The following is a 13012-nucleotide window of genomic DNA, read 5'->3' on the forward strand; positions in this document are numbered from 1 at the left end:
CCCACAGTAATCCCGCGGCGTTCGGGAGAGCAGTCGGAGGATGACCGGGCAGCCGGGTGCGGAGGAGGAGGATCGCCGGCGGCCCGGAAGCGGTGGGGCCGGGGCTGGGACGGTACCGGGCCCGGACAGTGCCGCACCCGCACGCCCCGCCCCCGCCCCGCTGGTACTACTCCTCGCCCGCGAGCGTCAGGGTCCGCAGCTTCTGGCCGGCGTACCAGGTCGCCAGGACCGTCACTCCGGCCAGGAGGGCGACCGCGGCCGGGAGGCCCACGTCGGAGGTGACGAGGCCCTCGCCGCTCACCTTCTGGGCGACCGCCAACGCCCACTGCTGCACGCTGAGCGTCTTCGCCCCCTCGATCAGGGAGCCGAACAGCGCCTCCCACACCAGGGCGTAGACGAGGCCGATGACCACCGCGTGCCGGCTGACCGTGCCGAGCAGCAGGAAAAGGGCGCTGTAGGCGAGGGAGGCGACCAGCGCCGCGACGGTGTATGCCGTCGCCACCTGCTGGCCGTTCCCGTTGAGGATCATGCCGGCGACGAAGGTGGGGATGGCAGAGAAGACCATCGTGACGGCGACCGCCACGATCAGCTTGGTGAAGATGATCGTGGGCCGCTTCACCGGCTTGGACAGCAGATAGACGATCGAGCCGTCGTCGATCTCCGGGCCGATGGCGCCCGTGCCGGCGATGACGCCGATCAGAGGCACCATCGTGGCCAGCGCGAATCCGCCGAGGACGTCGGCCGCGACCTGGTCGTCCGCGCCGTTGAAGGCCCGTACCGCAGCGGCGATCACCAGCAGCAGGGCGGGCAGCGCGAAGAGGATCAGTGCCCGTCGGCGGCCGAGGAGGGCCCGGTAGGTGAGCCGGGCGACTGTCGGGTTGTACATCGGTGGGACTCCTTTCAGGCCGCGACGAGGTACGAGAAGACGGATTCGAGGGACTCGTCGGACGGCGAGACCGTGAGCAGACGGATTCCGTGCTTCCGGGCCACCCGGGGCAGCAGCTCCGTGAAGCGGCCGAAGTCCACCGCCTGGATGCGCAGCGCGCCCTCGGCGAGGTCGACCTCGATACCGGCGGTCGACGGGTCGGCGATGAGCGCGGCGGCGAGCACCCGGTCGTCGCTGGACCGCACGAGATAGCGATGCGGCCGGTCCGTCATGAGCCTGCGGATCCTGCGGAAGTCTCCGGAGGCGGCGTGCCGCCCCGCCACGATCACCTCGATGTGCGAGGCGAGCTGCTCGACCTCCTCCAGGATGTGCGAGGAGAAGAGCACCGTGCGGCCGGCGGCGCCCATCCGGCGCAGCAGGTCCATCAACTGCATGCGCTGGCGCGGGTCCATGCCGTTGAACGGTTCGTCCAGCAGCAGCACGGACGGCTGGTGCACGAGTGCCGAGGCCATCTTCACGCGTTGCCGCATGCCCTTGCTGTAGGTGGCGATCTTCCGGTCCTGCGCGTACTCCATCTCCACCGTCGCGAGGGCCTCCTGGGCCTCCTGGGCGCCAAGGCCGTGCAGTTCGGCGTTGGCGATGACGAATTCGCGTCCGGTGAGGAAGTCGTACATGGCCTCACGCTCGGGCACGACGCCGATCCGCCGGTAGACCGACTCGTTGCGCCAGATCGCCTCCCCGTCGAGGGTGACGGTGCCGGTCGAGGGGGCCAGGAAGCCGCCCATCATGTTGATGAGGGTGGACTTTCCGGCGCCGTTCGGACCGAGGAGCCCGGTGACGCCGGGGCCGATCGTCATCGTGACGTCGTTGACGGCGACGACGTTGCCGAACCACCGGGAGGTGTGGTCGAGGGAAAGAGTGCTCATGGGCGCGGCCCATTCTCTGAAAGGGTGGTGGTGGGCGGCGGGAGGACGGTCACAGCCCGACCTTCCGGTAGCGGCGCATCAGCACGGCGTACGAGCCGAGGACGAGCGCGACGACGACCAGCAGGTAGACCGCGCCGGCACCGGCTCCCGGTCCCGCGTCGGCTCCGCCCGGGAAGGAGGACTCGGCGCCGAGGAACGCGGTCTGCACCCCGTCGATCAGCGTGATCGGGGAGAAGAGGCCCAGCCACTTGATGGCCTCGGGGTTGTCCGTGCCGAAGGCGATGCCCTGAAGCGTGGAGACCGCCCCGTAGGAGATCACCAGCGTCGCGATGACGGCTGCCACACCGAACCCGCGGCGTGGGGTGAGCGCGGCCATGACCAGCCCGATGCCGCCGAACAACAGCGACAGCAGGGCCACCGAGACCAGGCCCTGACCGAGGCCCTTGGTCTGGTCGGCGAGGTCCATCTTGGCGAGCAGCGAGCCGATGTAGAGGATCACCAGCGGGGAGGCCGTGAGGACGAAGAGCGCCGAGCTCATCGCGCCGTACTTCGCGAGCACGTAGTCAAGGCGTTCGATCGGGCGCGAGAAGTAGAGGGGGACGGTCTTGAACCGCAGGTCGCGCGAGACGGACTGTGGCGCCTGGGAGGCGAGGTACAGCCCGATGACCGCCTGGGTGAAGATCGCGTACCGCGTGTAGTCCAGCGGCAGGTCCTTCATGTCGGTGGCGACGGCCACGGCCACGATGATCAGCGCGGGGACGCACATCACCGCGAAGAGGATCATCGGCAGCACCTTGGACTTGGCACTGCGGCCCAGCCCGTAGGCGCCGCGCAGCGACTGCGAGAAGAGCGACCGGCGCGCGTAGGCGCGGCCGAGGCGCGGCCCGTCGTAGGCGCGGTAGCCGATGTTGTGGATACGGGTGGTCTCGGGGGTCTGGCCGGTCATCGCGCCGGTACCTCCTGCTGCCGCTGGGATGCCTCGGGCCGGAAGACCTCGGCGATGTGGTGCCTGCGCTGTTCCATGCGGACGAGGCCGAGGCCGAGGTCGGCGACGGTGTCGCGGACCAGGTCGTACGTCTCCTCGCCCGCGGCCTCCACCAGGAGGATGTGACCGGCACCGGGCAGGCCGTCCTCGGCTTCCTCGTGGAGGGTCACTCCCGCGGCGACGAGGGCCGCGCGCAGGGCCCGGGTGCCGTCGGTGTGGGTCTCGGAGTCGGTGACCTCGACCGCCAGGGTCGTGGTGATCTGCGTGAAGTCGCTGGTGGAGCTGGACCGCAGCAGGCGCCCGCCGTCGATGACGACGACGTGGTCGCAGGTGCGTTCCAGCTCGCCGAGGAGGTGCGAGGTGACGAGCACCGAGATGCCGAAGTCGGTCCAGATCCGGCGGATCAGGCCGAGCATCTCGTCCCGGCCGACCGGGTCGAGACCGTTGGTGGGCTCGTCGAGGAGCACGAGTTGCGGGTCGTGGACCAGGGCCTGGGCCAGCTTCACCCGCTGCTTCATGCCGGTCGAGTAGCCGCCGATGGGGCGGTAGCGCTCCTCGTACAGGCCGACGTGGCGCAGTGTGTCGGCGGTCCGCTCGCGGGCGGCGGTCGTCGGCAGACCCGACATCCGCGCCATGTGGACGACGAACTCGGTGGCCGAGACGTCCGGCGGCAGGCAGTCGTGCTCGGGCATGTATCCGACGCGCTCGCGGATCATTCCGCCGGAGGTGGCGACGTCCATGCCGAGCACGGCGGCGGTGCCCTCGGTGGCCGGGGACAGGCCGAGCAGGATCTTGATCATCGTGGACTTGCCGGCTCCGTTGGCACCCACCAGTCCGGTCACACCGGGCCCGATGTCCAGGGAGAGCCGGTCGAGAGCGGTCACCCGGGGGAACCGCTTGCTGAGGCTTTCGGTGGCGATCACAGTCACGATTCGAAGGTAGTGGCACGGACCACAGCCGTCGTCAGCCCAACGGCTCGGTCCGTATCCGACTCCAGACGTACGGACCCGTAAGGGGAGCCGCGACCGACGTCGGTCGACGGCCGCCGCCCCTCGCGGTTTTCCACAGGCTTGCCGCACGCCTCTTGACGCAGCCGCCACTCATTGTCACATTCATCAGTGTCAAGTTACGGGCACGTAGCGCACACGACCACACACGGGACGGGCGGGTGGCATGGCCTCAGCGGAGACGAGGGAACTGACCGCGGAACTGAGGGGGTTCAGGGACGTACAGCGTCTGTCGTACGCGTGCGCGGAGGCCGTCGCCGCACAGCTGAAGCCCGGGGTGACCGAGCGCGAGGCCGCCCGGATGCAGCGAGACTGGCTGCACGAACGCGGCGTGCGGGACTGGTTCCACCGGCCCTTCGCCTGGTTCGGTGACCGCACGGCCTTCGCCGGCTTCAGGGTGCCGCTGCAGTTCTTCCCCACGAACCGGCGGCTCGAGGCGGGGATGCCCTTCATCCTCGACATGGCACCCGTCCATCGCGGTTTCACGGCGGACATCGGCTACTCCGGCTGCCTGGGACTCGATCCCGTGCACGAGAGACTGCTGCACGATCTGAAGGCGCACCGCGACCTGATCCTGACCGAGGTACGGGAGCGCCGCTCACTGCGGGAGATCTACCAGGACGTGGACCGGCTCATGGTGCGCCAGGGGTACGCCAACCGGCATCGCGCGTATCCCTTCGGCGTCATCGCGCACAAGATCGACCGGGTCCGGCAACGGAGCTGGTCCCCCACGCTGTTCGGCTTCGGCACGCAGGCGCTGAAGGGTCTCGCGCGCGACGCGGTGCACGGTCACCGGGACGGCTGGTCGCCGCTCTGGTCGCCGTACGCCTTCTCGGACCACCCGCCGCGACCGGGGCTGTGGGCGGTCGAACCGCACCTCGGCTTCCGGGGCACCGGCGCCAAGTTCGAGGAGATCCTGGTCGTCACGGACTCGCGGGATCCCGAGCAGAGTGCCTTCTGGCTGGACGACGACCTGCCGCACGTGCGGCGTTGGAACGAGGAAGGGGCGGTGTCGTGATGACGGGGCTGAAGGGGGCACGGGAGCGCTGGGTCCGCACGGGCGGTGTCGAGTTGTGCGTCGCCGAACTGGGCGACGCGAGCCGGCCGACCGTCCTGCTCGTCCACGGCTACCCGGACTCCAAGGAGGTCTGGTCCGAGGTGGCCGGGCGGCTCGCCGAGGACTTCCACGTGGTGCTGTACGACGTCCGGGGCCACGGCCGGTCCACCGCCCCGGCCCCGTTGCGGGGCGGATTCACGCTGGAGAAGCTGACGGACGACTTCCTGGCGGTCGCCGACGAGGTGAGCCCGGACCGGCCGGTCCATCTGGTCGGGCATGACTGGGGCTCGGTGCAGTCCTGGGAGTTCGTGACCGTTCCGCGCGCCGAGGGGCGGATCGCGTCGTTCACCTCCATGTCCGGCCCGTCCCTGGACCACTTCGGACACTGGATCAAACGACGGATCGCCCGTCCGACGCCGCGGCGGATCGGCCAGCTCCTCGGCCAGGGTGCCAAGTCCTGGTACGTGTACCTGCTGCACACGCCCGTCCTGCCGGAGCTCGCCTGGCGCGGCCCCCTCGGCAAGCGGTGGCCGAGCATCCTTCAGCGCGTCGAGAGGGTCCCCGCCGGCGACTACCCCACACCGTCGCTGCCCAGTGACGCGGCACACGGCGCCTGGCTGTACCGGGACAACGTCCGTGCCCGGCTGAGCCGCCCTCGGTCCGACGCCTACGCACACGCGCCGGTGCAGCTGATCACACCGACCGGCGACGCCTTCCTCTCCGAGCGGCTCTACGACGACCTGGCCGGCTGGGCCCCCGAGCTGACCCGCCGTTCCCTGCCGGCCAAGCACTGGGTGCCACGCACCCGGCCGGACCAGTTGGCCGCGTGGATCACCGAGTTCGTACACCGCCACGAGGACCCGGCGACCAGAGCACCGGCGACGACATCCGGCAACACGGTGGATCCCGTGTACGCCGAGCGATTCGGTGGCCGGCTCGTCCTGGTGACCGGGGCGGCCAGCGGGATCGGGCGGGCCACGGCGTTCGCGTTCGCGGAGGCGGGCGCGCGGGTAGTCGCCGTCGACCGGGACGCCGAGGGCGCGGCGCGAACGGCGGAGATGTCCCGGCTGATCGGCGCACCGGGGGCCTGGGGCGAGGCCGTCGACGTCGGCGACGAGCAGGCGATGGAGGAGCTCGCCGCCAAGGTGGCCGACGAGTACGGCGTGGTCGACGTGCTGGTGAACAACGCGGGCATCGGTCTTTCGGGCTCGTTCTTCCGGACCACCGCCGAGGAGTGGAAACGGGTCCTGGACGTCAATCTCTGGGGCGTCATCCACGGATGCCGGTTCTTCGGCGGGCGCATGGTCGAGCGTGGCCAGGGCGGCCACATCGTCAACACGGCGTCCGCCGCGGCCTTCCAGCCCTCCCGGGCTCTGCCGGCGTACAGCACGTCCAAGGCTGCCGTGCTGATGCTGAGCGAGTGCCTACGTGCGGAGCTGGCGGGCGTCGGCATCGGCGTCTCGGCGATCTGCCCCGGAATCGTCAACACCAACATCACCTCGACGGCGCGCTTCGCGGGGGCGGGCGAGGAGGAGGAGCAGCGTCGGCAGAAGCATGCCTCGCGGCTCTACGGCCTGCGCAACTACCCACCGGAGAAGGTCGCGGACGCGATCCTGCGCGCGGTGGTACGCAACCAGGCCGTCGTTCCGGTCACCCCCGAGGCGCGCGGTTCGCGTCTGCTCTCCCGGCTGAGCCCGAGGGCCCTGCGCGCGATAGCCCGGCTGGAACCGCCCGCGTGAACGGCCGGGGCGGGCCCGGCCGGTGGCCGTCCCGGAGGTGTCGCCCGGCCGGCGGGGACAAGGAGGCTGGCCGACCGTACCCCCGGTCCGCCCGGCGGCCGTACCATCCGAAGAGGGAAGGTTCCCTGCGCCGGGCCGCGGAGCGTCTCGCCTCGTCCTTCGCGGTCAGGGTCGCGGGCGGACCGGTGGGCCGCACCATGGCGGGGTAGGCGGAGCACGCGGGTGGGAGCGGTCTTGTCGGAACAGTCAGCACAGTCGGCGGGGGGCGGGCAGCCGGTCCCCGCGGAGTACCGGATCGAGGATCTGGCGCACCACAGCGGTGCCACGGTCCGGACGATCCGTGCGTACCAGGACCGGGGTCTGTTGCCCCGGCCGGAGCGGCGGGGCAGGTCCAATGTCTACCGTGACACGCATCTGGCCCGCCTGCGTCAGATCGCCGACCTGCTCGACCGGGGGTACACCCTGGCCTCGATCAAGGAACTCCTGGAGGCGTGGGACGCGGGCCGTGGACTGGGCGGGGTACTGGGACTGGTCGCGGAGGTCGACGGTCCGTGGACGGACGAGGAGGCCGACCGGATCTCCCGGGCGGAGCTCGACGCGACCTTCGGCGGACAGCCCGACGAGGACGCGATCCACGAGGCGATCGAACTCGGTGTCCTGGAGCGTATACCGGACCGCGAGGACGAGTTCCTGGTCCCGAGCCCTCAAGAGCTCGCAGTGGCGGCCGAGTTGTACGAAGCCGGGGTGCCACTGAACGCGATCGCCGGGCATCTGAGGGAACTTCGGGTCCAGGTCGAGCACATAGCTTCTCGCTTCCTGGAGTTCACGACCGAGCACGTCTTCGCACGCTATCTGGAGCACCGCCCTCCGACGGACGCGGACGCGGCGGAAGCGGCGACCATGGTGCGACGACTGCGGCCACTCGCCCAGCAGACCGTCGATGCGGAACTGGCACGTGCCATGCGGATGTTCGCTACCCGACACCTTCAGAACCACCTCTCGCCCGGCCCATCGCAGGTCCCGGACGAGGAAGCCAGGCAGGTGGCCCTTCCGTCTCGGACGATTCGCGCCGTACAGAACCTCGTTGGAGCGGAGAGCGTGTCCGCGTTCATCGCCGCGGCGGCGGAACGAGAGGTGCAGACAAGGACATTGGACACCCTTGCCTCATATGGCCCACGAGAAAACAAAGTTGAACAAGTGCCCTGAAATACAGCATGAGTTGTCCACAGAATCGCCAACCCCCCTGTGGATAAACCGACTTCCTGTGGATCAAACATCAACCGCGTAATCGAATGGTCCGGCGCTCCGGGCTCCGGCATGCTGGCCGGATGAACCCACCCATGGACGAGAGACGCACCGTGAAGGTGTCGAAGTACCTCTCGAAGCACCTACGGCACCAGCCCGACCGGATCGGGCTCGTCCTCGACACCCACGGCTGGACCAAGATCGACGCCCTGCTGCGGGCAGCGGCCGCGCACGGCTTCCCGATCACCCGCTCCGAACTGGACCATGTCGTCGCCGTCAACGACAAACGGCGCTTCGCGATCGAGGGAACACGGATCCGGGCCAGCCAGGGCCACACCGTCGAGGTCGACCTGGACCTGCCGACCGCTGAACCGCCCGCGTACCTCTACCACGGTACGGTCGCCGCCCGACTGCCCGCCATCCGGACCGAGGGCCTGCGTCCCATGGCCCGCCACCACGTCCACCTGTCCCCGGACCGGGAAACCGCGACCCGGGTCGGCGCGCGACGAGGCCGCCCGGTGGTCCTGAGCGTGGACGCCGGTGCGATGCGCCGCGCCGGACACGTCTTCCACGTCAGCGCCAACGGTGTCTGGCTGACCGACACCGTGCCGGCCCGGTTCCTCCGCTTCCCTGGCTGAGACTCCACAGCGGATCCGATCCGAGGCATGATCGTCACCATGGATCATCCACATCTGCCCACCACCGAGTCGGCCGTCACCGCGATCCGCGAGGTCGCCCGCGAGTTCGACCTGGAGATGTCCGTCACCGACGACATCGGCGCGGACCGCACCTCGCGCCGGACCTCCTCCGGCGCCTTCGCCGTCCTCGATCCGGATGGCTCACTTCCGCACGAGGCGTTCGTCGAACTCGGCGGTAGGCCGGCCGTCACCGTCCAGGTCTTCCCCGAGGACGACGCGAAGATCACCGTCGACGGCCTGGAGTTCGCCGACGTACCCCGTGACTCCGTCCCGGCGTTCCTGCGTTCGGTCCACGGCGGACTGGCCCATGTGAAGGGCAGGTTCTTCCCGCCGGGATGGTGGCTCGTCGTGCCGCTGCCCGGGGACGAGACCTACAAGGAACTCGTCCTGCGCGGCACCCTCAGCCCTTGGATGAGCGGACAGGTGCGCTGACCGAGCCTCGGCCGGCACTGCCGCGTCGGCACCCTTCGCCGCAGCCGCGGCGCGGTTCGATGACCCCACGCTTTCCGCGGAGAAGGCCACTGCCTCGGCTTCAGGACACGCTCCGCAGGGCCCCACAGGGACGTCGACGCCGCTTCCCGAATCTGATTCGTCGGTCGGTACATCCGCGGCGGCGGGAAGCCCGCGTATCGTCGAGGCCACGCGTCTGAGCACGGTGATCCTCCCCATCCACCGATGGGCCGAAGGACAGAAGATCTGGCGGCGGGCCGAAGACCTCGGATTCCACGCCGCGTACACCTACGACCACCTGTCGTGGCGGTCCTTCCGGGACGGACCGTGGTTCGGGGCGATCCCCACGCTGACGGCAGCAGCGACAGCAACGCAGAGTATGCGCTTGGGCACCCTCGTCACCTCAGTCAAGCCTCGCTCACCCATCGCAGCCTGACCTGCGTTCTTCGTGTCGGTAGCTTGCCGTATGCGGTCGGTGACGCCAGCGGCAGCGGTCAGCGTCGTGCAGGATCTCGGGCAGGCCGGGTCTGGTCTACGCGGACGCCGATGCCGTCGTGCAGGTGGCAGTAGCCAGCGACAGAGGAGACGTTGGCGCATCCCAGCCGGCGCATCCAGCCGCCTTCGCAGAACCGGCCAGCCCCCGGTGCCAGGCTCCCGCAAGGCGTGCTGATGCGCCGATGTGCACTGCGCACAGGCGGACCGTCCATGACGTGACGCGGGATATCCCAGTTCGTCTGCAGTCAGAGGGAGACCACTCGATCCGTCCAGATGCTTGGGATGTGCCCGCCCTCGCGCAGATCATCTAGCTGAGACTTCCTCAGTTGCTCTCGGGACAGGCGGGCTGCGCGCTACGATCCCCCTGCATATAACCGGGGGGAGAGACTTCGATGAAGCGCATCATCGCCGCTACAGTCACGATTGCGGCTGCATTGACCGCTTGTAGTGCCGACAGGACAGAGGCTGAATCCGGGTCGGAATCTGCATCCAAGCCTTCACTCGTGTACGACCGTGACGACTGTCTTGAGCGGCTGAACCGTATCTACGTACCCGGCGTGCCGAGGGATATCTCCGCCGGAGCAGAGTGTGCAAGCCTCACGCCTGTCGAGTATGCCGGACTAGTGGTCCAGGTGCTCGGCGAACACGAAGACGACAGCCTTACGAAGGCCAGAAATGTAGTTTCCTGGGACATCGCATGGGGCGGCATGGATGTTGAGATGCAGGATGCAACGTGCGAACTCCTACGTACCAAAGGAATTTATGAGGTTGGAGACCAGATAGGAGGGGGTCGAGCCGACGAGGACGATACAGAGATGGCGCTGTATCTCCTCACGAACGAGTGCGGGTCCTGAGTTCGCCATTCGGCGGATGGCTCGAATAAATCGGTCCGGTGCCATGTCAACACCGGACCGGTAGACGGCGACGGCTAGGCGAGCCACTTCCTGACGGACTTTTCTTGCGTCTGAGTCAGGGGCACCACGCCTCGGATTCTTTTGAGAGTTCCTTCGGCGTATGTGTCACGAATCTCATCCGCCGTGAGCGGTCCCGTGAGCTTTCGCGAGAAGAGTAGTGACTTGGCGATGTAATCGAGATGCGATCGGGCCACAGGATTCTCTTCACTGTTTAGCTCGCGGGCTCGCAGCACCAATTCATTAATTCGACCCATCCTGCTCAGCGTCTGATCCCCCCAATCTAGGGACTGAGACGCCTCTGCAAGCTGGCTGTAAGCAGCTTGCAGAGAATCTCGCGGAATGAGAGGCAGCCCCCGGTCTACCTGCTTCAAAGCCAGAGCCGACTTAGGGATTCCGGGCTCGGACCTCGCATCTGCTGCGATTGCCGAGGCATCGAAGTCTCTTGGAAGTACATAGGACGGAGGTTCTGCACTTACCCTGGCATCTGGGGCCGAAGCTTCAAGGAGCGACTTAAACGAGCCGAAGCCGAGCCATCCATGACTGACCTCTTGGCCAAACTCCCGCGCCAATTCCCAGGCGAGGCTGGCGAGGTCAATTGGCCGTTGCAGGCTCTCGACCCGGTCGCGAAGGTGCTGCATCGCAGCATCACGCACGACAGCCTGACCAGTTGCTGACAGCTTTCCCTCCCCACCGCTTGACTCATCCCGTTCGGGATTCAGACTCTCGCTCGAGATGCTGTCCAGAGCATCTCGGAGGTCCTGGGCGATGTCATCTACCGCCGCCAACAAGTCGGCCATGCGCCGACTCAATGTTTCAACAAGGGCTGGCGGCGTGCTTCCAGGTTTGTACGTATCCTCGTGGGTCAGCTCTCCCCAACCGTCCTGCAGGAGAGTCCGTACCTGAAGTTCACAAGTCACAACCTTGCGCTTCAGTCCGTATGGCACAGACGTGCATAGATTAATGTGAATAGCACGGTATCCACTTTCCTTCGGGCTCTTAAGGTAATCCCGATAGGAATCCTCCTCTTGTCCCAGTACAGGCTCCGTGCCATCCTTGTACACATCCAGAGAGCGCATGATCTCCATGACTCTCTGAACGTCGGACTTATTGTTGCAAGTCACTCGGATCCCGACCAAGTCATCGACTACGATTGGGATGTCGTCAAGGGATTTGACTCGGTCGCGATACTTCGGAAGTTCGAGCTTTCGCCACACCCTCTCGCGACTCTTCACTCGACCGCCGGAGACTTTTACTCGAATTCTTTCGAGTTCGGGGAGTTCTTCGTCCAGCTGCTCGTTCAATGCTCTGATGGATGCATCTCTTGCAGGCTCAAGAAACTTGCGCGAGTACTCTTCATACCAGGCCCGAAATTCGTCATACGTGAACGAGAAGTCCCCCACGAAACACACTCCAGATCTAGATTCCACACGAGAAATGGCGTCGCCTTCGTGCAGTTCCTTGCCAGGAAGCTGAGCCAACGTGATATGGCGTCAGGATAGGCCACACGTGTGGTGCAGGTGAGTGGTTCATCGGAGACTGGCCCCGATCGGTGGTGAGTGCAAACCTCGCGTGATCGATCAGCGGTCAGCGGAGCTGAGCGGTCGCTTCGGTGGCAATGGCCTCGAAGGCGGTCTGGTCGGCAGCGAAGTCCGAGTCGGGGATCGGCCAGTGGATGACGAGCTCGGTGAAGCCGAGTTCTTGGTGGCGGCCGGCGAAGTCGACGAAGGCGTCCACAGACTCCAGTGGTCGGCCCCGGTCCGGGGTGAAGCCGGTCAGCAGGATCTTGTCGAGCTCGGCCACGTCCCGGCCGGACTCGGCGCACGCCTTGGCGAGCTTCTCGACCTGGCCGCGCAGGGCCGCCACTGACTGCTCCGGGGTCCCCTCCTCGTACAACTTCGGGTCGCCCGTCGTCACCCACGCCTGCCCGTGGCGCGCGGCGAGCTTCAGCCCGCGCGGCCCGGTCGCCGCGACCGCGAACGGCAGCCGCGGGCGCTGGACACAGCCTGGGATGATCCGCGCCTCCTCCGCCGTGTAGAAGTCGCCCTTCTGCGAGACCGCGCCCTCGGTGAGCAGCCGGTCGAGCAGCGGCACGAACTCGCCAAACCGGTCCGCCCGCTCCCTCGGCGTCCACGCCTCCTGCCCGAGCGCGGTCGCGTCGAAGCCGTTGCCGCCAGCGCCGATGCCGAGGGTGATCCGCCCGCCGGAGATGTCGTCGAGCGAGATGAGTTCCTTGGCGAGCGTCACTGGGTGCCTGAAATTAGGCGACGTGACGAGGGTGCCCAGGCGCAGGCGGTCCGTGGCCGTGGCGGCGGCGGTAAGGGTGGGCAGGGCGCCGAACCAGGGGCCGTCGCGGAAGCTGCGCCAGGAGAGGTGGTCGTAGGTGTACGCGGCGTGGAAGCCGAGCTCCTCGGCACGCTGCCACTTCGCGCGGCCTCCCTCGTGCCAGCGGTCGACGGGAAGGATCACGGTGCTCAAGCGCAGGCTCATGCCACCGAGCCTACGTCGGACTCAGGGGTGTTCCCGTGTGACTCCGGAGTGTGACGTCCTCGCGCTGCGGCGATCCAGTCTGGTGCGAGGTGGGCGGCACCCGACGGAGCCGTCTCAGTGTGG

General features: G+C 67.7%; 12 protein-coding genes and 1 pseudogene. 7 read left to right on the plus strand and 6 right to left on the minus strand.

Annotated features, from left to right (window positions below):
• Nucleotides 1-166: 166 nt before the first annotated feature.
• The 4 genes from OG393_RS15065 to OG393_RS15080 are packed head-to-tail and all read right to left on the minus strand — an operon-like array spanning nt 167 to nt 3720.
• Complete coding sequence (locus OG393_RS15065) at nt 167-886, minus strand: ABC transporter permease (protein WP_327375165.1); 720 nt, start codon at nt 884-886, stop codon at nt 167-169.
• Nucleotides 887-900: 14 nt separating this feature from the next.
• Entirely contained in the window at nt 901-1812 is a 912-nt protein-coding gene (locus tag OG393_RS15070) for an ABC transporter ATP-binding protein (protein WP_327375166.1), read from the minus strand.
• 49 nt (nt 1813-1861) lie between these two features.
• Entirely contained in the window at nt 1862-2758 is an 897-nt protein-coding gene (locus OG393_RS15075; protein ID WP_327375167.1) for an ABC transporter permease, read from the minus strand.
• Nucleotides 2755-3720: an ABC transporter ATP-binding protein gene (locus tag OG393_RS15080; RefSeq protein ID WP_327378435.1), complete on the minus strand. Its 966-nt coding sequence runs from the start codon at nt 3718-3720 to the stop codon at nt 2755-2757. The genes OG393_RS15075 and OG393_RS15080 overlap by 4 nt, the downstream gene beginning before the upstream one ends.
• A gap of 250 nt (nt 3721-3970) precedes the next feature.
• On the opposite strand from OG393_RS15080, the gene OG393_RS15085 reads away from it, so the two are divergent.
• From OG393_RS15085 to OG393_RS15115, 7 genes and pseudogenes are all read left to right on the plus strand, one after another.
• Nucleotides 3971-4822 (plus strand): M24 family metallopeptidase, encoded by an 852-nt coding sequence (locus OG393_RS15085; protein ID WP_327375168.1) that lies wholly within the window; start codon nt 3971-3973, stop codon nt 4820-4822.
• A complete protein-coding gene (locus OG393_RS15090; RefSeq protein ID WP_327375169.1) occupies nt 4822-6600 on the plus strand; it encodes an SDR family oxidoreductase in 1779 nt (592 codons plus the stop codon). Before OG393_RS15085 ends, OG393_RS15090 begins: the two co-directional genes overlap by 1 nt.
• Nucleotides 6601-6834: 234 nt before the next feature.
• Nucleotides 6835-7806 carry a MerR family transcriptional regulator gene (locus tag OG393_RS15095; protein WP_327375170.1) on the plus strand — a complete coding sequence of 324 codons (972 nt, stop codon included), beginning with the start codon at nt 6835-6837 and terminating at the stop codon, nt 7804-7806.
• 134 nt (nt 7807-7940) lie between these two features.
• Complete coding sequence (locus OG393_RS15100; protein ID WP_327375171.1) at nt 7941-8483, plus strand: RNA 2'-phosphotransferase; 543 nt, start codon at nt 7941-7943, stop codon at nt 8481-8483.
• A 39-nt stretch (nt 8484-8522) separates the two neighbouring features.
• Nucleotides 8523-8975, plus strand: coding sequence for a hypothetical protein (locus OG393_RS15105; RefSeq protein WP_327375172.1), 453 nt, complete (start codon nt 8523-8525; stop codon nt 8973-8975).
• Between the two features lie 196 nt (nt 8976-9171).
• A pseudogene (locus OG393_RS15110) lies at nt 9172-9420 on the plus strand (LLM class flavin-dependent oxidoreductase); the annotation flags it as partial.
• 460 nt (nt 9421-9880) lie between these two features.
• Nucleotides 9881-10342, plus strand: coding sequence for a hypothetical protein (locus OG393_RS15115; protein ID WP_327375173.1), 462 nt, complete (start codon nt 9881-9883; stop codon nt 10340-10342).
• A gap of 74 nt (nt 10343-10416) precedes the next feature.
• Here the strand turns inward: OG393_RS15115 and OG393_RS15120 are convergent, their stop codons facing one another.
• Nucleotides 10417-11802, minus strand: a complete 1386-nt coding sequence (locus tag OG393_RS15120) for a GTP pyrophosphokinase (RefSeq protein WP_327375174.1) — start codon at nt 11800-11802, stop codon at nt 10417-10419.
• A gap of 184 nt (nt 11803-11986) precedes the next feature.
• On the minus strand, nt 11987-12889 hold the full coding sequence (locus OG393_RS15125) for an LLM class flavin-dependent oxidoreductase (RefSeq protein WP_327375175.1): 903 nt from the start codon (nt 12887-12889) through the stop codon (nt 11987-11989).
• Nucleotides 12890-13012: the final 123 nt, after the last annotated feature.

Origin of the sequence: Streptomyces sp. NBC_01216, assembly GCF_035994945.1 — a bacterium.
Taxonomy (GTDB): Bacteria; Actinomycetota; Actinomycetes; order Streptomycetales; family Streptomycetaceae; genus Streptomyces.